Source organism: Cobetia sp. MC34 (assembly GCF_018340035.1).
GTDB lineage: Bacteria > Pseudomonadota > Gammaproteobacteria > Pseudomonadales > Halomonadaceae > Cobetia > Cobetia amphilecti.
In genome coordinates, this window is sequence record NZ_JADPPY010000010.1 from 88,774 (window position 1) to 110,017 (window position 21,244).

The following is a 21,244-nucleotide window of genomic DNA, read 5'->3' on the forward strand; positions in this document are numbered from 1 at the left end:
GCAAGGAGAGATCACGGATGCGTGAATACAGCCGTACTGACCGCGTGGCGGACCAGATCCAGCAAGAGCTCGCGCTGTTGATTCAGCGCGAGGTCAAGGACCCGCGCCTTGGCATGCTGACGGTCAGCGCCGCCAAGGTCAGCCGCGACCTGTCCTACTCCGATGTCTACGTGACCCTGCTGGGTGACGACAGCCCGGAACGCATCAAGGAAAACCTCGCCGTGCTCAAGCGCGCGGCAGGTTTCCTGCGCTCCCAGCTGGCGCGCACCATTCAGCTGCGCCACGTGCCGGAACTGCGTTTTCATTACGATGAAAGCGTCGTTCGTGGCCATCACCTGTCCTCACTGATCAACGATGCGGTCGCCGACGATCGCAAGCGTAGTGCTGAACGCGGTGATGACGACAGCGAAGATGGTGCCCCGGGCACCACGCCGGACGCCTGATGGCGCGTCGTCGTCGCGGCTTGCCGATCGATGGCGTTCTGTTGCTGGACAAGCCCAAGGGCATGTCCAGCAACTATGCGCTTCAGAAGGCTCGTCGCCTCTACCAGGCGCAGAAGGCCGGTCATACCGGTACGCTCGACCCGATGGCGACCGGCTTGTTGCCGGTCTGCTTCGGGGAAGCGACCAAGTTCTCCTCGCATCTTCTCGAGGCAGACAAGGTCTATCGGGCACGGATCAAGTTTGGCCAGGTCACCGATACCGGTGATGCGGAAGGCACGGTGATTCGCGAGCGGGAGATTTCCGAGATTGCGCCGGCCGAGCTGGACGCGGTGCTGGACAGGTTCCGTGGCGAGATAGATCAGGTACCGCCGATGTACTCCGCGCTCAAGCACCAGGGACGTCCGCTCTATGAGCTGGCGCGCCAGGGGATTGAAATCGAGCGTGCAGTCCGTCGCGTTACCATCTACAATATGGCGCTTCTTGCGCGGCACTCCGATGGCATCGAGATCGAAGTGGCGGTCAGCAAGGGTACCTACATACGCAGTCTGGCCGAGGATATCGGCGAGGCGCTGGGCTGTGGAGCCCACCTCACGGCACTGCGTCGTCTCAAGACGGGCCCGTTCACGGGTGATGCCATGCTGGATTTCGAGCGCCTCGAGGCGCTGGCTGACCAGCAGGCACGTGAAGGCGTTCTGTTACCTGTCGACATCCTGCTCGATCATCTCCCGCGTCTCGACATCACTGCCGAGATGGCGCGGATGATATTGCGTGGTCAACAGGCCGAAACGACGACAGGGTCGCTGGAAGTGGACTCCCTGGCTCGTGTGTATCAGGACCAGCAGTTGCTCGGGCTGGTCCGGATTGCGGCGGAGGGCGTCATCGCTCCTCGCCGACTGCTCAGTTCTGCCGTCGAGGCGGCGGCTGGGTGAGCTGATTGCGGCCTCGCCGCAAGCCGCATGAAGACTGCAAATATGCGTGGTCTTCGACATTTCTAATCTATCAAGCATATTGCTTACTGGAGAGACAGATGGCACTTACCGCTGAGAAGAAGGCTGAGATCGTTACCGAATTCGGCCGTGGCGAGAACGACACCGGTTCCCCGGAAGTTCAGGTTGCTCTGCTGAGCGCCAACATTGATGGCCTGCAGGGTCACTTCAAGGCCAACAAGCAGGATCACCACTCCCGTCGTGGTCTGATCCGCATGGTCAACCAGCGCCGCAAGCTGCTTGACTACCTCAAGCGCAAGGACTTCGAGCGTTACACCGCTCTGATCCAGCGTCTGGGTCTGCGTCGCTAATCAGCGATGTTGCCGCCATGCACTTCGGTGCATGGCGGGCCCCCGGTGGGCACAGGAAAACCGACACTGCCTGCGGGCGGTGTCGGTTTTTTTGTGCCTGATACCGAGGTGATCCGGGCTTCAGATCAGAGGCTCGACCCGCGCTGCAGCCCGCTTGTCGCGTGGGATCAACCCGCTTTTCATTGCCTGTGGCGCGCTTTACCATGAGCGCCTGGCATCGATGACTATCAGATTAAAGGACATGCGCCGTGAACCCGGTAACGCACAGCTTCCAGTACGGTAATGACACCATCACCCTCGAGACCGGCCGCATCGCGCGTCAGGCGACCGGTAGCGTGATGGTGACCATGGGCAATACCTCGGTGTTGTGCACCGTGGTGGCCAAGGCGTCGCCGAAACCCGGCCAGTCCTTCTTCCCGTTGTCGGTCCATTATCAGGAGAAGGCCTACGCGGCGGGGCGTATCCCCGGCGGCTTCCTCAAGCGCGAAGGGCGTCCCACCGAGAAGGAAACCCTGACCTCACGCTTGATCGACCGTCCGATGCGCCCGCTGTTTCCCGAAGGCTTCATGAATGAGGTGCAGGTGGTCTGCACGGTGATGTCGGCGGAGCGCAATGTCGACCCGGACATCGCGGCACTGCTCGGCACCTCTGCAGCGCTTTGCATCTCCGGTGTACCCTTCGCGGGCCCCGTGGGCGCGGCGCGCGTCGGCTTCAGCGAGCAGCGCGGCTACTTCCTGAATCCCGGCTACAGCGAACTGGCGCATTCCGAGCTGGACATGGTGGTGGCGGGGACCGAGAAGGCCGTGTTGATGGTCGAGTCCGAGGCCCAGGAGCTGCTGGAAGACGAGATGCTCGGCGCCGTGCTCTATGGCCATCACGAGATGCAGAAGGCCATCACGGGGATCGAGACGTTCGCCGCCAAGGTCAATCGTCCCAAGTGGGCGTGGGTGCCGCAGAAGCTCGACCGTGTGCTGGTCGAGGCGCTGGAGCAGAGCTTCGCCACCCGGATCGGTGATGCCTATCGCCTGAGTGACAAGATGGCGCGTCAGGACAGTCTGTCGGCGCTCAAGGCGCAGGCCATCGACCTGCTGGGCGCCGAGGATGATGCGCGCTTCAGCGTCGAGGCCGTCGCCACGGCCTTCGCGGCGCTCGAGAAGCGTATCGTGCGTCAGCGCGTGATCGCCGGCGAGCCGCGTATCGATGGTCGTGATACGCGCACCGTGCGACCGCTGGACATGGCGGTGGGCGTGTTGCCCAAGGCGCATGGTTCGGCGCTGTTCACCCGCGGCGAGACCCAGGCGATCGCCACTGCCACCCTGGGGACCACGCGCGACTCACAGCTGATCGAAGGGCTGTCCGGCGAGAAGCAGGACCGCTTCATGCTGCACTACAACTTCCCGCCCTACTGCGTCGGCGAGACGGGCTTCATCGGCGCGCCCAAGCGGCGTGAGATCGGCCATGGGCGTCTGGCGCGTCGTGGCATCGAATCCATGCTGCCGTCGCTGCAGGCCTTCCCCTACGCGATTCGTGTCGTCTCCGAGATCACCGAATCCAATGGTTCGAGCTCGATGGCGTCCGTGTGTGGCGCCTCGCTTGCGCTGATGGACGCCGGTGTGCCGATCAAGGCGCCGGTCGCGGGTATCGCCATGGGGCTGGTCAAGGACGCCAATGGCGTCGCGATACTGACCGATATCCTCGGCGATGAGGATCACCTCGGCGACATGGACTTCAAGGTCGCGGGGACCGCCGAAGGCGTTACCGCGCTGCAGATGGACATCAAGATCGAGGGGATCGACGAGGAGATTCTTGAGCAGGCGTTGGAACAGGCCCTCGAGGCACGTCTGACCATCCTCGCGCAGATGAATGAGGTGCTGGCCGCCAGTCGCCAGGAAGTCTCGGACAATGCCCCGGCGATGCTGTCCCTCAAGATCGCGCCCAACAAGGTGCGTGATGTGATCGGCAAGGGCGGCTCCACCATCCGCAAGATCTGTGAAGAGACCGGGGCCAATGTCGATCTCGACGACGATGGCAGCGTGCGCATCTATGCCGAGCACAAGGCGCAGGCACAGGCGGCTGCCAAATACGTCGAGGGCATCATTGCCGAGGCCGAGATCGGCAAGCTCTATGCCGGAAAGGTGGCGCGCATCGCCGACTTCGGTGCCTTCATCACCTTCATGCCGGGCACTGATGGTCTGCTGCATATCTCGCAGATCGTCGAGGAGCGGGTCAATGACGTACGTGACTACCTCAATGAAGGCGATGAGGTGGTGGTCAAGGTGCTCGACATCGACAACCGCAATCGCGTCAAGCTGTCGCTGAAAGAGATCAGCGAAGAAGAGAAGGCGGGCTTTGCCGCTGCTCAGGCTGAAGAGGCCGCCGCCCAGGACTGACCGATCGTCGCGGAGCGTCCCCGCCTCGGTCTTGCCTGCTCTGCATGAGAGGTGAGCCCTCCGGGCAAGAAAAAGCCCCCGCCAGTAACCTGGCGGGGGCTTTTGCGTGTCTCCCTGCTCGAGATTGCGCGAGCAGGGAGGGTTCAGGCGGGGGTTCAGATATGTGAGCGATCAGCTGCGCTCGATGGCCAGCGCGACACCCTGACCGCCACCGATGCACAGGGTCGCCAGACCCTTCTTGGCATCACGCTCGATCATCTCGTGCACCAGCGAGACCAGCACACGGCAGCCGGAGGCGCCGATCGGGTGGCCAAGGGCAATGGCGCCGCCATTGACGTTGACCTTGTCGACATCCCAGCCCAGCTCCTTGTTGACCGACAGGGCCTGGGCGGCGAAGGCTTCGTTGGCTTCGATCAGGTCGAGGTCTTCCAGGCTCCAGCCGGCCTTCTTGAGGCACAGGCGAGTCGCCGGCGCCGGGCCGATGCCCATGATCTTGGGATCAACACCCGCGTTGGAGTAGGCCTTGATGGTCGCCAGCGGCGTCAGGCCCAGCTCGCGGGCCTTGTCGGCGGAGCACAGCATGACCACGGCAGCGCCGTCGTTGAGCGCTGAGGCGTTGCCGGCGGTGACGGTGCCGTCCTTCTTGAAGGCCGGGCGCATGCCGCCGAGCTTCTCGGCCGTGGTACCGGCGCGCGGATTTTCATCGGTATCGAAGACGATCGGGTCGCCCTTGCGCTGCGGAATCTCGACCGGGACGATCTGGCCCTTGAAGCGGCCAGCTTCGATGGCTGCGCAGGCCTTCTGTTGAGAGGCGGCCGCGAAGGCGTCCTGGGCTTCACGGGTGATCTCGTATTTCTCGGCCAGATTCTCGGCGGTGATGCCCATGTGGATATCATTGAAGGCATCCCACAGACCGTCGTGGACCATGGAGTCGATCGCCTTCCAGTCGCCCATGCGCTTGCCGTCACGCGAGTTGGGCAGCACGTGCGGAGACAGGGACATGTTTTCCTGGCCGCCGGCCAGAATCAGCTCGGCATCGCCGCAACGGATGGCCTGGGTGGCCAGGTGCAGCGCCTTGAGGCCAGACCCGCAGACCTTGTTGATGGTCATGGCAGGCACGCCTTCCGGCAAGCCTGCCTTGATGACCGCCTGACGTGCCGGGTTCTGACCGCATCCTGCTGTCAGCACCTGCCCCAGAAGCACTTCATCGACCTGATCGCCACTGACACCCGTGCTGGCGAGGATATCCTTGATGACATGTGCGCCGAGATCCGCGGCGGAAATGCCAGCCAGGCTGCCACCGAAGGCGCCTACGGCGGTACGACGGGCTGCTACGATCACCACATCCTGCATCTGAACGCTCCTGTTCTCTTGCGAGACTGTCTGAGTCAATGGGCTGCGACTATGGCCATGCCATCAAGCGGGCGAGGCGCAGTCCTGCTGAGGTGAGATTCCAGCATAAGGCAGTTTTGTGCGGTGCGGCAATCGCCAAAGGGCATCTCCAGTGTCAGCCTTTAGCCATACGTATCGCCTGTCCAGACGGCACGACGCCAGCGCTCTGGCAGGCAGGGCTGGCGTCGTGTTGGGGCGCTTGCGGCAGGCTCAAGGCCTGAAAGCATCAGCCCTCAGGGCGTGGAGCGGCAGGCAGCAAGGGGTTCTCAGGCCATCTGGACCGGGATGGCGTTGGCCGTATGGCTGACCTCGTTGCCTTCCATCAGATAGACCATGGAGGGCTTGTGCGCGTCCAGTTCGCTCTCGGCGTAGTGGGCAAAGGCGCAGATGATCACGCGGTCGCCGACGTCGGCCTGGTGGGCTGCGGCGCCGTTCACCGAGATGATCTTCGAGCCTTCTTCGCCGCGAATGGCATAGGTGGTGAAGCGTTTGCCGTTGTCCACGTTGTAGATCTGGATCTGTTCGTACTCACGAATGCCTGCCATGTCGAGCAGGTCGCCATCGATGGCGCAGGAGCCCTCGTAGTTGAGGACGGCGTGAGTCACGCGGGCCATGTGCAGCTTGGCCTTGAGCATGATGGCTTGCATCAGGATGTCTCCGGTTGAGCGCCGCCGGGCGCAGATCAAGGCCCTGGGACCAGGGCCATGGCGCGTCTGACGTGGCGGACAGTGCCACGCCAGGGTGCAAGGCGGCGCAGTCTAATCAGGCATCAGGCCACCGGCAAGGCGACCTTCAGGTTATCGAGCAGGCGCGTACGGCCCAGGTGTGCGGCGACCAGAATCACCGCCTCGCGCGTGTCATCCTCGACCGGCCCCAGGTCAGCCGCGCGGCGCAGCTCGAGGTAGTCCGGCTTGAAGCCGCTCTCGCTGATGGCGGCCAGTGCCTCGCGCAGCGCCACATCACGCGCCACGCCCTCTTCAAGGCGAGCCTTCAGGGCGTCGAGGCACTGCTTGAGACGCGGCGCGATGGCGCGCTCCTGCGCACTCAGGTAGCCGTTGCGTGATGACAGCGCCAGCCCATCCTCGGCACGCACGATGGGCACACCGATGATCTCGATGCCGAAGTGCAGGTCGCGGTTGAGCTTGCGGATCACGGCCAGCTGCTGGAAGTCCTTCTCGCCGAAACAGGCGACTTCAGGGCGTACCAGATTGAACAGGATGCTGACGACGGTGGCGACGCCATCGAAGTGACCCGGGCGGTTGCCGCCGCACAGGCCTTCGGAAACGCCCGGCACCTGCACGTTGCACAGTCCGTCGCGGCCCGCGGGGTAGAGTTCCGCCGTCGAGGGGGCGAACAGCAGGTCACATCCTTCTGCGGCCAGCGCATTCTGGTCGGCCTCGAGGGTGCGCGGATAGCTGTCGAGGTCTTCGCCGGGGCCGAACTGCAGCGGATTGACGAAGATGCTCGCGACGACCATGTCGGCGTGGCGGCGCGCTTCACGGACCAGCGACAGGTGGCCGGCATGCAGGTTGCCCATGGTCGGCACCAGCGCGATACGCAGGCCATCGCGGCGCGCCTGGGCGAGTTGCTCGCGCAGGACGTTGATCTGGGAGACGGTTTTCATCAGAAGCCGTGCTCCGGCGCCGGGAAGCTGCGCGTCTTGACCGCCTGGTGGTAGGCGGCGAAGGCCTCCTGCACGTTGCCGGCATCGCTCATGAAATTCTTGACGAAGCGCGGCTTGCGGCCGGGCGTCAGGTCGAGCATGTCGTGCATGACCAGGATCTGGCCATCGACGTCCACGCCGGCGCCGATGCCGATCACCGGCACCTCGACGGCATCACGAATGCGCGCGGCCAGCTCGGACGGCACGCATTCGAGCAGGATGATCGCGGCGCCTGCGGCTTCCAGCGTGCGCGCATCGGCGATGATCTGCTCGGCGCGTGCCTCGTCGCGACCCTGTACCTTGTAGCCACCGAAGGCATGCACGTGCTGTGGTGTCAGGCCCATGTGCACGCAGACCGGTACACCACGCTGGACGAGCGCGGTGACGGCATCGGCCAGCCAGGCTTCGCCTTCGACCTTGACCATCTCGGCGCCGGCACGCATCAGGCGCGCCGCATGATCGAGCAGGATGTCGGTGCTGGCATTGCTCATGAAGGGCAGGTCGGCCATCAGCAGGCTGCCCTGCTTGCCACGTGCCACGGCGGCGGTGTGGTAGCAGATGTCATCGATGGTGACGGGCAGGGTGCTGGTATGGCCCTGCAGGACCATGCCGAGAGAGTCGCCGACCAGCAGCACTTCAATGCCGGCATCGCTGGCAAGATGAGCAAAGGTGGCATCGTAGGCGGTGAGGCAACTGAACGTCTCACCATCGGCCTTGAGGCGGCGCAGGGTGCTCAGGGTGACGTTTTTCATCGGGACGCTTACTCGTTGCGGCGCGTATGACGCGGCTGCCCGTGGCGTCGAGCAGCCGCGATCGCGAGAAGGCCGCCGAGGGCGGACTGCGGGCGACACGGGCCGGTGTTACCAGAAAGTGTTACCGCACAGGCCAAAGTGGGCACGACGGTAACAAGATGGCGAAACTCTACTCCTGAGGTCCGAGGGGGAGCAAGTCATCGCCCTCAACTCGAGACGCCAGTATTTCGAGATTCTCCTCGCCCAGCACGCTGAGGCGCTGCGGGCCCAGCAGGTCAGCCAACGGACGCATCACGAAACCACGTTTGAGCATTTCGCGATGGGGCACGACGAGACGCGGCGTCGAGATCCTGCTGTCATTGAAGAGCAGCAGGTCCAGATCCAGCGTGCGGGGGCCCCAGTGACGCAGCCGCACGCGGCGATGCTGCTGTTCCAGGGCTTGCAGTTGATCGAGCAGGGCGAGGGGAGACAGGCGGGTCGATAGCTCGGCGACGGCATTGACGAAGTCGGGCTGGTCCTGCGGGCCGACCGGCTTGCTGGCATACAGGCGAGAGTGTCGCGTGCAGCGGGTCAGCGGCAGCCGGTCGAGACCCTCAAGCGCGCGCTCCAGTTGAGCGCGCGGATCGTCAAGATTGGCACCGAGGCCAATCAAGGCTGTCGAAATCATGCGGAGTTCCTGCGTGGAGACGGCAGTGGCTCAGACGAGCCACTGCTCAGCCCTGGCCGCGACCATTGCGCCGACGTTTGCCGCGACGCTTGGTGCCGACCGGCTTGCTGCCGGCGGGGCCTTCATCGGAGACACCTTCGATCATCGTGACCTGGGTGCGAGCATCGACTTCCTGGAAGTCGGTCCACCACTTGCCCAGCCCCGGCTTCACTTCGCCGGCGAATTCGCGCAGCAGCAGGAAGTCATAGGCGGCGCGGAAGCGCGGATGCTCACGGGTCTGGAAGGCGCGTTTGCCACGGCGACGCGGCAACTTGGCCTGCATGTCCCAGATCTCGCGCATCGGAATGCTGAAGCGCTTCGGGATCGAGGTATGGTTGAGCTGGCGAGCGATCGCCTGCTGGGCCGCCTGGTGGGCTGCCGGAATATCGGGCATGCCACTGGCGATCAGCTGGTCGGTACGCGCCTTGACGCCCGGCCACAGCAGGGCGGCATACAGGAAGGCCGGCGTGACCGGCTTGTCTTCGCGGATGCGGTCGTCCGTGCTGGCCAGCGCCTTCTCGATCAGCGGCATGGACCAGTGATAATGCGCGAAGCTCTCTTCCGTCTCGGGGAACAGCATCTGGAACAGACCAAACTCACGCAGGAGATGGAAGGTTTCCAGTGCATAGCCGGACATGAACAGCTTGAGCACTTCCTCGAACATGCGCGCCGGCGGAATCTGCAGCAGCAGCGGGGCCAGTTCATACATCGGTTCGGCCGTGGCCTCCTCGATGTCGAAGTCCAGCTTGCCGGCGAAGCGGACGGCACGCAGCATGCGCACCGGATCTTCGCGATAGCGTGTTTCCGGGTCGCCGATCAGGCGAATCATGCGCGCTTCGATATCGCGTACACCATTGGCCCAGTCATGGATCGTGAAGTCGGACGCGTCGTAATAGAGGGCATTGATCGTGAAGTCGCGGCGCAGCGCGTCCTCCTCGATGGAGCCGAAGACGTTGTCGCGCAGCAGCATGCCGTCTTCCGACTGCTGGGTATGCTGGCTGGGCGTGCTATCGGCCGGCTTGCCGCGGAAGGTGGTGACCTCGATCACCTCACGACCGAAGCGCACGTGCACGATACGGAAACGACGGCCGATGATGCGGGCATTGCGGAACAGCTCGCGGACCTGTTCCGGCGTGGCGTTGGTGGCCACGTCGAAGTCCTTGGGGCGTTGTCCGAGCAGGGCATCACGGATACAGCCACCGACCAGATAGGCCTGATATCCACCGCTTTGCAGGCGATAGAGTACCTTCAGCGCATTCTCGCTGAGCTGGCGGCGGGACACGGGATGCTCGTCCCGCGGTATCACACGCAGGCTGGGCAATGGGGCCGCGGGCGCGTCAGTTGCATTGAAAAGCGTCTTCAAGCGGTCACCGGGGCGTTGTAGAAAGCGGGTAAATCCTTTGAGCATGCAGCGATTCGACTCGTGCGTGGCAGGCCGCCCAGTGTAGCCGAGGGCAGATACCTTGGCAAAGCGCCGGTCTGCCATCCAGGGGCCGACTCTGCACTTCAAGGCGTCTGACGAGGCGAAAATCACCTCTCAGACAAGGAAAAAGGGAGACCGATCACTCGGTCTCCCTTGCAGGTAGGGTACACGCATCCTTGAGCGGATGTTCTTTTTCGTGATGGCGCATCGCCCTGAATACGCACCACAGTCACAAATCAATGCAGACAGATCCTTCGTGTTGCAGATCATGTTGTTGTTGTCTGGCTGTCTGTTCGGTGACCATCTCGTATTCAAAACAATCTTCCATTCACCGACGGCTGAGTAGCCTCCCCCCGCGAGTTGTTGTTGTTTCGGGGGTGATCCGGGGTCGAGCCTGTTGTTCTTGTTGGTGCTCGAGGCCGGATTCGTCGCGTCCTGGTCAGTAGATTCCGGACTGCCGATATCTTGTTGTTGTTGGATCGGCGGATGATGAACTGCGGCCGTTTGTTCTTGTTTTGGCTCTTGCCTGTCACCACTCATGTAGTGAGGCATGCGGTTCATCATCAATGTCACGCGCTCGACGGGTATTGTTCTTGTTGGTGTCGAGGGTTTTCGAAGCATTGCGCGTTCTTGTTGTTGTTGGGCGCGCTTCGTATTTCCGGTTGTTCTTTTTCTTGACCGTGTTATTGCATCGGATGTGCCACAGCTTAAAAAAAACCAGCAATTCAGTCATTTAGACATAGGTCGCTGAGACGTGAGGTGTAGAGAGGTGCGAGGTGTTACCTGACGTGCCCATTGGTGCGCTGGATAGGGTCATGATTTGGGGTCGATGGTAACAATTGGTGCGAAGGTCTAACGAAGTGCCTTGCAAGCTAATGATTGAGCTGGGTTTTTTGCGAGTCATTCGACACTAAAGTCTAGCGATGCCCTCGATGATGCGGGGATCTCTGGCATGCAAGGTGGCGCCGCAGGCGGGTTGCTAGCTCGGGAGGGCACCTGCATGGTGCAGTGACTTCAGCGCAGTGACTTCAGCGCAGTGACTTCAGCGCAGTGACTTCAGTACTCCAGTGTCAGTGCTCCAGCTTCATTGCGCCGACGTCAGTTTGCGGGAGAGCTGCGGCGGCCCTTGCGACGTGGAATGCCCAGGCGCTGGCGTCGCTCCCAGAGGTTCTTGCGGCTGATGCCGAGGCGGCGTGCTAGCTCGGTCTCGCTCATGTGGTCCTGATGCTCGAGCACGAAGTGCTGGAAGTAGTCCTCCAGCGAGAGGTCTTCCTCTTCACCGGCATCGCCGACCACCGAGAGGCCGCTGCGTGGGGTGTCCGCAGGCGGTGGCTGGCCCATGTCCTGTTGGCCGGCCGCGGGTTGCCCTGTCACAGGCGCTGCGGCCGTCTCGGAACTTGCGTCCCTGGCGGCGCCTTTCACTGTGCCTTTCATCGACCCTTTCATTGCTCCTTTCGCCGCCCCTTTGCCCGCTGTCTTCGGCGCCTGAGCAGTGGATGGGGGCACCGGGTCTGCCGTTGCGGCGGGCGCTGCTTGAAGCGGCTGCCCTGAGGGCGTACGCAGGCCGAGGTCTTCCGGGGCGATGATGCGGCGCTCCGCCAGAATGACGCCCCGCTCGAGGGCGTTTTCCAGCTCACGGACATTGCCGGGCCAGGCGTAGTGATGGATTTCCTGTCGTGCCCGCTGAGAGAGCCGCATGCCGTCACGACCATGCTTGCGGGCGATGCCGGCCAGCAGATGTTCGGCCAGTTCCAGCACGTCATCGCCGCGTTCACGCAGGGGCGGCAGGTCGATCTCCATCACGTTCAAGCGGTAGTAGAGATCAAGGCGGAACTCGCCGCTGGCCGAGAGCTGATGCAGGTTGCGGTGGGTCGCGGCGATGAGGCGGATGTCGACGTAGCGCGTCTCGATGGCCCCCACGCGGCGAATCTCGCCCTCCTGCAGCACTCGCAGCAGGCGTGCCTGGGCATCCAGCGGCAGTTCGCCGATCTCATCCAGGAACAGTGTGCCGCCGTCGGCAGCTTCGATCAGACCGGTGCGCGAGCTGGTGGCGCCGGTGAAGGCGCCTTTTTCATGGCCGAACAGCTCGGACTCGATCAGCGTCTCGGGAATGGCGGCGCAGTTGACGCAGATCAGCGGCGCCTGATGGCGTTCACTCTGGCGGTGAATGGCGCGCGCGACCAGCTCCTTGCCGGTGCCGGACTCACCGAGCACCAGCACGGTGACATCGGCGGGCGCAACCTTGCGGATGCGGGTATAGACCTGTTGCATGGCGCGACAATGGCCAATCATCTCCACCGGCTTGTTGGCCGTGCCAGCATGCGCCTGGGGAGGAGGGGGCGCGTCGCTCGGCGCCCCCTGGCGTGGCAGCGACAGCGCATCTCGCACGCTGCGCGCGAAGGCCTGCTGATCGAACGGCTTGGGCAGATAGTCGGCTGCCCCCGCCTTCAGGCAGCCGATGGCGGCGTGCAGGCTGGGGTTGTCGGCCAGCAGCAGCACGGGAGTTGGCCGGCTGGCGCGCAGGATCGGGTCGGCATGCTCTCCGGCCAGTTCGCTGTCACAGATCACCAGCGCGAAGTCGGCGGGGTGCTGCAGACGGGCATCCTCCAGGCCGCTGGCCTGCACCACGTCATGACCCTCGCGCTCCAGCAGATGCTGCAGCGTGTTGCGCGAAGCACCTTCCTTTTCGACGATCAGAATCCGGGCCATGGGGTGATGTCGCTCGCCTGAGGGTGTGCATGAGGGAATGGCTGTCGTTCGAGTCTGTCCTGTTCCCACAGGGGAGGCAATCCGACAATCGTGGCTGTTGTCAGGCATCCCGAGTGCATGGCGTGCCTGGTCTCAGCTTCCCTCAACTTCCCTCAGCAGTCCTTCACATTGGAGCAGTGGCCGCACTGAGTGACGGCGCGGTGCCAACCGCCGCGAGTGACCAGCGAGGAGTGGCGTGGGCGAGTTGCTCAGCGGGGCTGGCGGTCGCCAGTTCGGGCGGCGGCGCCTGACCGAGCAGCGTCAGGGTATGGTGCAGCAGCGTTCGAATCGCGCTGGCGTCTTCCGGCAGGGCCGGTGCCAGATTCTGCTTGGAGAGCTTCTGGCCATTGGCGGCCGTGATCAGCGGCAGGTGCGTCAGGCGCGGCATCGGCAGGTCGAGCGCGGCCTGCAGCAGGCGTTGCCAGGGGCTGTTGTCGACCAGATCGAGCCCACGCACGACATCGGTGATGCCTTGCTCGGCATCATCCACCACCACGGCCAGCTGATAGGCCCACAGGCCATCGCGTCGCTTGAGCACCACATCGCCGAGCGTGGCAAGATCCAGCTGGATCGCGCCCTGCAGGCGGTCCTGCCAGCCAGCGATGGCCCGGGCGCCGCCGAAGCGCTCTGCCGCACGCACATCCAGCCGCCAGGCATGCTCGCCCTCGGGCGGTTCGGCTCGCTCACGGCACCAGCCGGGGTAGATGGCATGCTCGCGCCACTGCTTGCGCGAGCAATCACACGGGTAGGCGATACCACTGGCCTTCAGTTGCTCCAGCGCCTCGGCGTAGGCGGCGTGACGCTGGCTCTGGTAGCGGAGCTCGCCATCGCGCTGCAGGCCGAAGGCATCCAGCTGGCGCAGGATGGTATCGGCGCTCCCGGCGGGGCAGCGCGGCGGGTCGATATCCTCGATACGCACCAGCCACTCGCCGCCGTGATGGCGGGCATCGAGATAGCTGGCGACGGCGGCCAGCAGTGAGCCGGCATGCAGCGGACCGGAAGGGGTAGGGGCAAAGCGGCCACGGTAGGCGGTAGGCATGTGGGCTCCGTCATCCTTCGTGGTGGGGAATTCGCAGGCAGCAGGGCCTGAACGCATACGGGCACCGCTCCGAGGAGGGTGCCCGTATGGGGGATGAGGGCGACGGCCTGACGTCGCTTCATCGACAGCAGGGCTTAGCGGCCCAGCTGCTTTTCCTTCAACTCGGCCAGCGTCTTGCAGTCGACACACTGGGTAGCGGTCGGACGTGCTTCCAGACGGCGAATGCCGATCTCGACGCCGCAGGCTTCGCAGAAGCCGTAGTCGTCTTCATCGATGTTCTCGATGGTCTCGTTGATCTTCTTCAGCAGCTTGCGCTCGCGATCACGTGTTCTCAGTTCGAGGCTGAAGCCTTCTTCCTGAGTGGCACGGTCTGCAGGGTCCGCGTAGTTGTTGGCATCTTCCTGCAAGTGACGCACGGTGCGATCGACCTCTTCCATCAGCTCCTGTTTCCAGTCCAGCAGGATCTGACGGAAGTGCGCTAGCTGCTTCTCGTTCATGTACTCTTCACCCGCTGCCGGCTCATACGGGGTGAATTTCTTAAGCGCTTCCGGCTTGGTTTCAGCTAAGGGCATGGGACCGCCTCATTCCGCAAGGTGACTTGGGCCGTCGACAGTCTGTTGCACTGCCTCCTTGGCCACGGCGAGGGGGCTGTCCTGACTGCTGCCCTCGCGAGAAGATCAGCTTATTTAGCGTAAAAATGACAAGTTTGCAACCGATCTCCGACGATAGTTTGTAGCGGGCAGTGGTCCGGCGTGTACCGGCAAACACCGATTTTCCTGCACGAAGGGGCTGGGAATGGGCCTTGGCAGGCGCCTAGAATGAAGCTCCCATCCTGAGGAGTGTTGTCATGCCGTTTGCCCGCCGTCTTGAATCCGTCGCTGCCTTTCGCGTGATGACGCTGCTGGAAGCCGCCCAGGCGCGCGAGGCCGCGGGCCATGACGTCATTCATCTGGAAGTGGGCGAGCCCGACTTCCCGACCCCCGCGCCGGTGATCGCCGCCGGGCAGGCGGCGCTGGCGGCCGGTCAGACGCGCTACACCCCCGCCTGCGGCCTGCCGGCCCTGCGCGAGGCCATCGCGGCAGACTACCAGCGCCGCCACGGCGTCACGGTGTCTCCCTCCCGTATCATCATCACGCCCGGCGCCTCCGGTGCCTTGCTGCTGGCCACGCTGCTGTGCGCCGAACGTGGCGACAGCGTGTTGATGGCCGACCCGACCTACCCCTGCAATCGCCACTTCATGGGCCTGGTGGATGCCCAGCTGGATGTGGTGCCCGTCAATGCCGAGAGTGGCTGGCAGCTGACCGCCGAACTTGCCGATGATTTCTGGCGCGAGAACACGCGGGCCGTGATGGTGGCATCGCCCTCCAACCCCACCGGACACGTGCTGTTGCCCGAGGAATTGAAGGCGCTGGGCGAGCTGTGCCAGACGCGTGATGCGCACCTGCTGGTGGATGAGATCTATCAGGGGCTGACCTATGGCGTGCCTGCGCATACCGCACTGGCGGAGTGCCCCGACGCCTTCGTCATCAACAGCTTCTCGAAATACTTCGGCATGACGGGCTGGCGGCTGGGCTGGCTGGTGGCGCCTGAAGCGGCGGTCGAGCCCTTGTCACGCCTGGCGCAGAATGTCTTCCTGGCTGCCTCGACGCCTGCCCAGCATGCGGCGCTGGCGGCCTTCACGCCGGAATGCGAAGCGGAGCTCGAGCGGCGTCGGCAGGTGCTCGAAGCCCGCCGTGGCGTGCTGCTGGCCGGGCTCGAACGCCTGGGGCTGGCGCCGTCGGTGCCGCCGCAGGGCGCCTTCTACGTCTGGCTGGATATCTCGCATCTGAGTGATGACAGCGAGGCCTTCTGCCGCGCACTGCTGGAAGAAGAGAATGTCGCCATCACGCCGGGCACGGACTTCGCGCTGGCCGAAGGGCGTCGCCATGTGCGTATCGCCTTCACTGCTGATGAGGCGCGTCTGCGCGAGGCCCTGGCTCGCATGGAGCGCTTCCTTGAGCGGCGTGCCACTCAGGCGGGAGTGTCGGCTTGATGGTGCTTGAGGGACTGTATCGTGGTCGTTTGATCCGTCGCTACAAGCGCTTCTTCGCCGAGGTGGAGCTGCTCGAGGGTGAGCGGGCCGGTGAAGTGGTGACGGCGCATTGCCCGAATACCGGCTCGATGCGCGCGGTGTGCGTCGAAGGCTGTGAGGTATGGCTATCGCCGTCCGACAACCCCAAGCGCAAGCTCGCCTGGACCTGGGAGCTGATTCGCCTGCCTTTGGACCCGCCCGGCGCTGACGGCCGGCGTGAGGCCTTGGTGGCGGTGCATACCGGACGTGCCAATGCCCATGTCGAGGCGGCGCTGCAGCAGGCAAGCGTGAGCGTGCTGCACGACATGGGGCTCGCCGACTTTGCACGCCTCAAGCGCGAGTCGCGTGTCGAGGTCCTGCTGCCGGGCAATGACATGCCGGAGCGCTCACGGCTCGATTTCCAGATGTGGCCGAAGGAGGAGGGCGCGGCCTCGATCTATCTGGAGGTCAAGCAATTGACGCTGCGTGAAGCCGACGGTCACGGCTATTTCCCGGACTCGGTGAGCACGCGTGCCCAGCGCCATCTGGCCAGCCTCGCGGCGCTGGTCGCAGCAGGCCACCGCTGCGTGCTGGTGTTCTGCGTCGCCCATGACGGGATCGAGGATGTCGCACCGGCGGCGCATCTCGACCCGGCCTATGCGCAGGCCTTTGCCCGGGCGCAGGCCGCCGGTGTCGAGGTAGTGGCGCTGGGCATGCAGATCACGCTCGAGGATTCTCTTTCGGACGCGGGTCAGCCGCTGTGGCGAGCAAGACTGGGCCTGACACGCGCGCTGCCACTGCATGACGCGCGCTTTGCTGGCTGATCAGGTCGCCGGCGCTCAGCCTGTCAGTCAGCGCTCGTCTCTCCATCATCTCTCTATCATTTCTCCCTCATTTCTCCACCGCTGCCTGCGGCCTCCCACAGCAGCAGCTGTGCTGGTGAGGCGTCGTTGTGCACCAGCTCAACGTCCAGCGCGGTCAAGCGTTGGCCGACGCAGGGTCCGCTGATGCAGGTGCCGTGATGCGGTTCGAAACAGGCCTGATGGTGGTGGCAGAGAATCAGGCCGCCGGTCGCGTCCATGTAGGGATCGCCAGTCTCGTCCTCGGTCAGCATTCGGCTGCCCTGGTGCGGGCAGCGGTCGAGGAAGGCGCGCGGGCCGTCGGATTGCATCACCAGCAAGGCCGGACGGCCATCATCGAGTGTCAGTGTCATGCTGCGGCCGACGGGCAGTGATGGCAGCGGCAGTCTCAAGCACAGCCTGGATGAGGGCCCTTGGGGGAGTGTTGGTGGCCTTTCGGACATGAGGGGGCTCGCATCGGGTATCATGGCAGCGTTGGCACGCTCTCTTGTGGTCTTTTACCGTGTCTTGCCGCTTCCTTCCATGCCGGGTCATCTTCATGTCGCTATTTCGCCGCTCGATCACTTCCAGCTTCCGCTCCAGCAACGAATCCGAGACGCCTGAGCGCACGGTCGGGGTAAGCCGTCGCCAGTTGCTGGCCGGCATGGTCGCCTCGGCGGGCGGGCTCTCCGTGCTGGGCACGGCACTGAGAAGCCCGCTCGCACAGGCCGCTCAGCCAGCCAACGGGCCGTTGCCACCGCTGCCGGCCTGGCATGACCCCAAGGCGTCCCATCCGTTGCTGGGCAGCATTCTGGTCGCGGAGGGCAACCGTCGTCTGTCGCCAGCGGCGCTGGTCGATTGGAGTCAGGCACACTCGATGGTGCTGCTGGGCGAGCATCACGACAATCCGGACCATCACCAGCTGGAGCGCTGGTTGATCGATGCGCTGGTCGCGCGGCGTCAGCTGGGTGGTGTGGCGCTGGAGATGCTGGACACGACCCAGGATGCCGCCTTGTCGCTGGCCAACCGCACCTCGCTTGCGGTCGCGGGATTGCCGGATGACGAGCTTCAGCAGCTGCTGGCCTGGAATGCGCGCTGGCCCTTCACCGACTACGCTCCCCTGCTGCGCGGAGCGCTGGACAGTGGTGCGCCACTGGCCTCTGCCAGCCTGTCGTCGGCACAGCTGGAGGCCAGCATGGCACCGGGACAGTCGCCGCTGGCGCTGCCGGAAGCGGTGCTGCGCCTGCAGCGTGAGGCGCTGGATGAAGGCCATTGCGGCCTGCTGGGCGCAGAGCGCCTGGATGCGATGCTGCGTGCGCAGCTGGCGCGGGATCAGCAGATGGCAGAACGCCTGGAGGGCCTGACGGCCGACGGCGCCACCAGCCTGCTGGTGTGTGGCTCCGGCCATGCCCGTCGCGATATCGGCGTGCCGCGTTGGCTGGACGGCAGCACGCTGTCCGTGGCGCTGATGCCGGTGGCCTGGGATGACGCGGGCCAACCGCTGACACATCTCACCGATTATCTGCCCGAAAGCGCCGGTGCGGCGCCGGCCTATGATCTGGTGTGGTTCACGCCGGCGACGGCGCCAGTCGCGGATGCCTGTGAAGGCCTGCGTGAGACGATGCAGACGATCGTCAGCTAGCGGCCAGTCAGGCCCTGCTTAGTCAGCCCTCGGACATCAGCAACACAACAGCGGCCTGAATTGCCGGCATGAAAAAAGGCACCTCTCGGAGGTGCCTTTTTCGTTGGTGCGACCTGCGTGGCGCGACCTGAAGAGCGACGCGATCAGGCGTTCTTGAGGTCCGAGGCGCTGTCGGCACGCCGACGCGGTGCCTTCTGCGGCGTTTCGTCTTTGTGATTGTCGTTGTGGCCGTCGTTATGGCTATCGTTGCTGCCGGCCTGCTCACGGAAGCGGTCTTCGATATAGGTGATGCGCGTGCGGCCGTGGGGCACCGGCTTGAAGTCGGCATCGACGCTGACCAGCACGATGCGGTCGATGGTCAGGATGCGCTCGCGGGTGATCTTGTTGCGGATCTCGACGCACAGCGAGATCGAGGTGCGACCGAAGGCGCTGGCGGTGATGCCCAGTTCGATGATGTCGCCCTGACGCGCGCTGGAGACGAAGTTGATCTCCGACATGAACTTGGTGACCACGCGCGAGGTGCCCAGTTGGACGATGGCGTAGATGGCCGCTTCTTCGTCGATCCAGGCCAGCAGGCGTCCACCGAACAGGGTGCCGTTGGGGTTGAGATCTTCAGGCTTGACCCACTTGCGGGTATGGAAGTTCATGCACTCTCTCCTCGGGATGCCGGCGCACCTCACCGGAAGTGCGAGCCGTGATCCTCAGCTGCGTTTACCCCGAAAGTATATAGACTTTAGTTGCGACTGTCTGTGCATGGCCCGGATAGCGCAGCACTATCGCGGCGCGGAAGAATCGGTAGCGTCATGACGCGAAACGGCCGACAGGAGTGTCCTGTCGGCCGTCTTTTTGCGGTGCCTGGCGCTTGGTCTGTGGCGACTTATGTCTGGCGCCTGAACTCAGCGCTGGTCGGGTGGGCAGTTGTCGCGGCAGACGCGGAAGATGGCCACTTCCCCGAACAGGTTCGGCCACCAGGTCGCCGCCGGGTGTGGCTCGTGATCGCCATTGCCGACCGCGCGATCGATGATCTTGAGGCCCTGGGCGCGACACAGGCGCTCGAAGTCCGCGAAGGTCGACAGGTGGATGTTCGGCGTGTCGTACCAGGCGTGAGGCAGCGATTTGGAGACCGGCATGCGGCCCTTCATGCCCAGGTGCAGGCGGTGGCGCCAGTAGGCGAAGTTGGGGAAGGTGATGATGGCCTCACGCGAGACACGCATCATCTCTTCCAGCGCACGGTCCGGGCGACGCAGTACCTGCAATGCCTGGGACATCACCACGCGATCGAAGGTGTCGTCGGCGAAGTTGGCCAGGCCATCATCGACATTCTGCTCGATGACGTTCACGCCACGGGCGATACAGGCACTGATGTTGTCGGGGTCGATCTCCAGGCCATAGCCGAAGACCTGCTTGGTCTCCTTGAGGGAGGCCAGCAGGGTGCCGTCACCGCAGGCGAGGTCCAGCACGCGCGCGCCTTCGGGAATCCAGTCATGAATCTGGGCGAGGTCGTTACGCATGGCTGGTCTCCTTGGTGCTCGGCTTTTGCGTGGCTGGCGCGCCACAGGCGTGGTCGTAAGCGCGAGTCAGGAAGTTGCCCAGCACCGTCTCGTAGCGTTCGCCCGGCAGCAGGAAGGCATCATGGCCGTGCGGCGAGTCGATGTTGGCGTAGCTGACCGACTTGCCGGCATGGATCATGGCATTGACCAGCTCGCGAGAGCGTGACGGCGCGAAGCGCCAGTCGGTGGTGAAGCTGACTACCAGTACCGGGCAGCTGATCGGCGCCATGGCCGCGGACAGGTCATCGCCTGCCGTGGCGGCAGGATCGAAGTAGTCGAGCGCCTTGGTCATCAGCAGGTAGGTATTGGCATCGAAGGCGGTGGAGAAGGTATCGCCCTGGTGGCGCAGATAGCTCTCGACCTGGAAGTCGACGTCGTAACCGAAGTTGAGGCGGTCCTGACGCAGATCACGCCCGAACTTGGTGCCCATCGAATGCTCGGAAAGATAGGTGATGTGACCGACCATGCGCGCCAGCTTGAGGCCGCGCTTGGGCACGGCATCGACACGCGAGTACCAGCCGTCATGGAATTCCGGGTCAGAGCGAATCGCCTGACGTGCGACTTCATTGAAGGCGATGTTCTGCGCCGAGAGTTTCGGCGTGCAGGCGATGATGGCGACGTGGCCGACGCGATCAGGGTGGTCCATCACCCACTGCAGCGCCTGCATGCCACCCAGCGAGCCACCGACCACCGCCGCGAAGCGGGTGATGCCGAGAGACTCGGCGAGGCGCTTCTGGCTCTCGACCCAGTCCGGCACGGTCACCAATGGGAAGTCAGGCCCCCATTGCTCGCCCGTCTCCGGGTTGATCGAGGTCGGGCCGGTACTGCCGTGGCAGCCGCCGATGTTGTTCAGCGCGATGACGAAGAAGCGCGAGGTATCAATGGGCTTGCCGGGGCCGATGTAGTCGTCCCACCAGCCAGGCTTGCGGTCGCTCATGGCGTGATAGCCAGCCGCATGATGGTGGCCGGTGAGGGCATGACAGATCAGGATGGCGTTGCTGGCGTCCGCGTTCAGCTCGCCGTAGGTCTCGTAGACCAGCGAGTACTGCTCGAGGCGTCTGCCGCAGGCCAGCTCCAGCGGGGTATTGAAGTGGGCAGTCTGAGGCGTGACGAGACCGACCGAATCCGGGGGCAGGGAATCAGGCATCGTGGTGAAGGTTTCCAGCATCATGTCCAGCAGAGTGTTCGGGGCAAGGCCCGTGTCCGGGGCGCGAAGCCGCGGTGATGCGCCTTGTGGGCGTCTCGTGCACCGTGGTTCTGGCTTCGGCCGAGGGCTCACTCTAGCACAGCGTGCGTACGCGTGATCCAGT

21 protein-coding genes are annotated in these 21,244 nt (G+C 64.1%); 7 read left to right on the forward strand and 14 right to left on the reverse strand.

The window, feature by feature from the left end; genetic code table 11:
- Window positions 1–17: 17 nt before the first annotated feature.
- The 4 genes from rbfA to pnp all read left to right on the forward strand — a co-directional run bounded on the left by rbfA (window position 18) and on the right by pnp (window position 4,130).
- Window positions 18–443: a 30S ribosome-binding factor RbfA gene (gene rbfA, locus IZU87_RS07685; protein ID WP_043333400.1), complete on the forward strand. Its 426-nt coding sequence runs from the start codon at window positions 18–20 to the stop codon at window positions 441–443.
- The gene (truB, locus tag IZU87_RS07690; RefSeq protein WP_213114175.1) at window positions 443–1,372 is read left to right on the forward strand and encodes a tRNA pseudouridine(55) synthase TruB; all 930 of its coding nucleotides are present in this window, start codon (window positions 443–445) and stop codon (window positions 1,370–1,372) included. Before rbfA ends, truB begins: the two co-directional genes overlap by 1 nt.
- Before the next feature lie 98 nt (window positions 1,373–1,470).
- Window positions 1,471–1,740: a 30S ribosomal protein S15 gene (gene rpsO, locus IZU87_RS07695; RefSeq protein ID WP_024952154.1), complete on the forward strand. Its 270-nt coding sequence runs from the start codon at window positions 1,471–1,473 to the stop codon at window positions 1,738–1,740.
- Window positions 1,741–1,988: 248 nt separating this feature from the next.
- On the forward strand, window positions 1,989–4,130 hold the full coding sequence (gene pnp / locus IZU87_RS07700) for a polyribonucleotide nucleotidyltransferase (protein ID WP_213114176.1): 2,142 nt from the start codon (window positions 1,989–1,991) through the stop codon (window positions 4,128–4,130).
- Window positions 4,131–4,301: 171 nt separating this feature from the next.
- Here pnp and IZU87_RS07705 read toward each other — a convergent pair whose 3' ends face one another.
- From IZU87_RS07705 to dksA, 10 genes are all read right to left on the reverse strand, one after another.
- Window positions 4,302–5,483: an acetyl-CoA C-acetyltransferase gene (locus IZU87_RS07705; RefSeq protein ID WP_043333407.1), complete on the reverse strand. Its 1,182-nt coding sequence runs from the start codon at window positions 5,481–5,483 to the stop codon at window positions 4,302–4,304.
- Between the two features lie 305 nt (window positions 5,484–5,788).
- The gene (panD, locus tag IZU87_RS07710) at window positions 5,789–6,169 is read right to left on the reverse strand and encodes an aspartate 1-decarboxylase (protein WP_043333409.1); all 381 of its coding nucleotides are present in this window, start codon (window positions 6,167–6,169) and stop codon (window positions 5,789–5,791) included.
- 122 nt (window positions 6,170–6,291) lie between these two features.
- Window positions 6,292–7,146, reverse strand: coding sequence for a pantoate--beta-alanine ligase (gene panC, locus IZU87_RS07715; protein WP_213114177.1), 855 nt, complete (start codon window positions 7,144–7,146; stop codon window positions 6,292–6,294).
- Window positions 7,146–7,937: a 3-methyl-2-oxobutanoate hydroxymethyltransferase gene (gene panB / locus IZU87_RS07720; protein ID WP_153635066.1), complete on the reverse strand. Its 792-nt coding sequence runs from the start codon at window positions 7,935–7,937 to the stop codon at window positions 7,146–7,148. Before panB ends, panC begins: the two co-directional genes overlap by 1 nt.
- Window positions 7,938–8,106: 169 nt before the next feature.
- Window positions 8,107–8,604 (reverse strand): 2-amino-4-hydroxy-6-hydroxymethyldihydropteridine diphosphokinase, encoded by a 498-nt coding sequence (gene folK, locus IZU87_RS07725; protein WP_213114178.1) that lies wholly within the window; start codon window positions 8,602–8,604, stop codon window positions 8,107–8,109.
- 46 nt (window positions 8,605–8,650) lie between these two features.
- Window positions 8,651–10,051 carry a polynucleotide adenylyltransferase PcnB gene (gene pcnB / locus IZU87_RS07730; RefSeq protein WP_213114179.1) on the reverse strand — a complete coding sequence of 467 codons (1,401 nt, stop codon included), beginning with the start codon at window positions 10,049–10,051 and terminating at the stop codon, window positions 8,651–8,653.
- Window positions 10,052–10,180: 129 nt separating this feature from the next.
- Window positions 10,181–10,687 (reverse strand): hypothetical protein, encoded by a 507-nt coding sequence (locus IZU87_RS07735; protein WP_152965404.1) that lies wholly within the window; start codon window positions 10,685–10,687, stop codon window positions 10,181–10,183.
- 477 nt (window positions 10,688–11,164) lie between these two features.
- The gene (locus IZU87_RS07745) at window positions 11,165–12,775 is read right to left on the reverse strand and encodes a sigma 54-interacting transcriptional regulator (RefSeq protein WP_249330489.1); all 1,611 of its coding nucleotides are present in this window, start codon (window positions 12,773–12,775) and stop codon (window positions 11,165–11,167) included.
- A 163-nt stretch (window positions 12,776–12,938) separates the two neighbouring features.
- The gene (gluQRS, locus tag IZU87_RS07750) at window positions 12,939–13,853 is read right to left on the reverse strand and encodes a tRNA glutamyl-Q(34) synthetase GluQRS (protein ID WP_213114180.1); all 915 of its coding nucleotides are present in this window, start codon (window positions 13,851–13,853) and stop codon (window positions 12,939–12,941) included.
- Window positions 13,854–13,987: 134 nt separating this feature from the next.
- On the reverse strand, window positions 13,988–14,425 hold the full coding sequence (gene dksA / locus IZU87_RS07755) for an RNA polymerase-binding protein DksA (RefSeq protein ID WP_043333424.1): 438 nt from the start codon (window positions 14,423–14,425) through the stop codon (window positions 13,988–13,990).
- 275 nt (window positions 14,426–14,700) lie between these two features.
- Here dksA and IZU87_RS07760 point away from each other — a divergent pair, with 275 nt between their 5' ends.
- Both IZU87_RS07760 and sfsA read left to right on the forward strand, forming a co-directional pair.
- Entirely contained in the window at window positions 14,701–15,885 is a 1,185-nt protein-coding gene (locus IZU87_RS07760) for an aminotransferase class I/II-fold pyridoxal phosphate-dependent enzyme (RefSeq protein ID WP_213114181.1), read from the forward strand.
- Window positions 15,885–16,727, forward strand: a complete 843-nt coding sequence (gene sfsA / locus IZU87_RS07765) for a DNA/RNA nuclease SfsA (RefSeq protein ID WP_213114182.1) — start codon at window positions 15,885–15,887, stop codon at window positions 16,725–16,727. The genes IZU87_RS07760 and sfsA overlap by 1 nt, the downstream gene beginning before the upstream one ends.
- Window positions 16,728–16,783: 56 nt before the next feature.
- On the opposite strand, the gene IZU87_RS07770 is transcribed toward sfsA, so the two are convergent.
- Window positions 16,784–17,116 (reverse strand): Rieske (2Fe-2S) protein, encoded by a 333-nt coding sequence (locus IZU87_RS07770; RefSeq protein ID WP_213114183.1) that lies wholly within the window; start codon window positions 17,114–17,116, stop codon window positions 16,784–16,786.
- Window positions 17,117–17,301: 185 nt separating this feature from the next.
- On the opposite strand from IZU87_RS07770, the gene IZU87_RS07775 reads away from it, so the two are divergent.
- Complete coding sequence (locus IZU87_RS07775; RefSeq protein ID WP_213114184.1) at window positions 17,302–18,384, forward strand: ChaN family lipoprotein; 1,083 nt, start codon at window positions 17,302–17,304, stop codon at window positions 18,382–18,384.
- Between the two features lie 143 nt (window positions 18,385–18,527).
- Here IZU87_RS07775 and IZU87_RS07780 read toward each other — a convergent pair whose 3' ends face one another.
- The 3 genes from IZU87_RS07780 to metX form a co-directional block, all read right to left on the reverse strand.
- Window positions 18,528–19,031 (reverse strand): acyl-CoA thioesterase, encoded by a 504-nt coding sequence (locus IZU87_RS07780; RefSeq protein ID WP_213114185.1) that lies wholly within the window; start codon window positions 19,029–19,031, stop codon window positions 18,528–18,530.
- 249 nt (window positions 19,032–19,280) lie between these two features.
- Window positions 19,281–19,895: a methionine biosynthesis protein MetW gene (gene metW / locus IZU87_RS07785; RefSeq protein WP_213114186.1), complete on the reverse strand. Its 615-nt coding sequence runs from the start codon at window positions 19,893–19,895 to the stop codon at window positions 19,281–19,283.
- Window positions 19,888–21,081, reverse strand: coding sequence for a homoserine O-succinyltransferase MetX (gene metX / locus IZU87_RS07790; RefSeq protein ID WP_213114187.1), 1,194 nt, complete (start codon window positions 21,079–21,081; stop codon window positions 19,888–19,890). Before metX ends, metW begins: the two co-directional genes overlap by 8 nt.
- Window positions 21,082–21,244 lie beyond the last annotated feature (163 nt).

Coding starts and splice junctions, on each gene's coding strand:
- folK (WP_213114178.1), bottom strand. CDS start 8,604: ATGATTTCGACAGCCTTGATTGGCCTCGGTGCCAATCTTGACGATCCG.
- metX (WP_213114187.1), bottom strand. CDS start 21,081: ATGCCTGATTCCCTGCCCCCGGATTCGGTCGGTCTCGTCACGCCTCAG.
- IZU87_RS07735 (WP_152965404.1), bottom strand. CDS start 10,687: ATGCTTCGAAAACCCTCGACACCAACAAGAACAATACCCGTCGAGCGC.
- metW (WP_213114186.1), bottom strand. CDS start 19,895: ATGCGTAACGACCTCGCCCAGATTCATGACTGGATTCCCGAAGGCGCG.
- IZU87_RS07705 (WP_043333407.1), bottom strand. CDS start 5,483: ATGCAGGATGTGGTGATCGTAGCAGCCCGTCGTACCGCCGTAGGCGCC.
- sfsA (WP_213114182.1), top strand. CDS start 15,885: ATGGTGCTTGAGGGACTGTATCGTGGTCGTTTGATCCGTCGCTACAAG.
- rpsO (WP_024952154.1), top strand. CDS start 1,471: ATGGCACTTACCGCTGAGAAGAAGGCTGAGATCGTTACCGAATTCGGC.
- panB (WP_153635066.1), bottom strand. CDS start 7,937: ATGAAAAACGTCACCCTGAGCACCCTGCGCCGCCTCAAGGCCGATGGT.
- IZU87_RS07775 (WP_213114184.1), top strand. CDS start 17,302: ATGTCGCTATTTCGCCGCTCGATCACTTCCAGCTTCCGCTCCAGCAAC.
- dksA (WP_043333424.1), bottom strand. CDS start 14,425: ATGCCCTTAGCTGAAACCAAGCCGGAAGCGCTTAAGAAATTCACCCCG.
- panD (WP_043333409.1), bottom strand. CDS start 6,169: ATGCAAGCCATCATGCTCAAGGCCAAGCTGCACATGGCCCGCGTGACT.
- IZU87_RS07780 (WP_213114185.1), bottom strand. CDS start 19,031: ATGAACTTCCATACCCGCAAGTGGGTCAAGCCTGAAGATCTCAACCCC.
- IZU87_RS07760 (WP_213114181.1), top strand. CDS start 14,701: ATGCCGTTTGCCCGCCGTCTTGAATCCGTCGCTGCCTTTCGCGTGATG.
- IZU87_RS07745 (WP_249330489.1), bottom strand. CDS start 12,775: ATGGCCCGGATTCTGATCGTCGAAAAGGAAGGTGCTTCGCGCAACACG.
- truB (WP_213114175.1), top strand. CDS start 443: ATGGCGCGTCGTCGTCGCGGCTTGCCGATCGATGGCGTTCTGTTGCTG.
- gluQRS (WP_213114180.1), bottom strand. CDS start 13,853: ATGCCTACCGCCTACCGTGGCCGCTTTGCCCCTACCCCTTCCGGTCCG.
- rbfA (WP_043333400.1), top strand. CDS start 18: ATGCGTGAATACAGCCGTACTGACCGCGTGGCGGACCAGATCCAGCAA.
- IZU87_RS07770 (WP_213114183.1), bottom strand. CDS start 17,116: ATGACACTGACACTCGATGATGGCCGTCCGGCCTTGCTGGTGATGCAA.
- pcnB (WP_213114179.1), bottom strand. CDS start 10,051: ATGCTCAAAGGATTTACCCGCTTTCTACAACGCCCCGGTGACCGCTTG.
- panC (WP_213114177.1), bottom strand. CDS start 7,146: ATGAAAACCGTCTCCCAGATCAACGTCCTGCGCGAGCAACTCGCCCAG.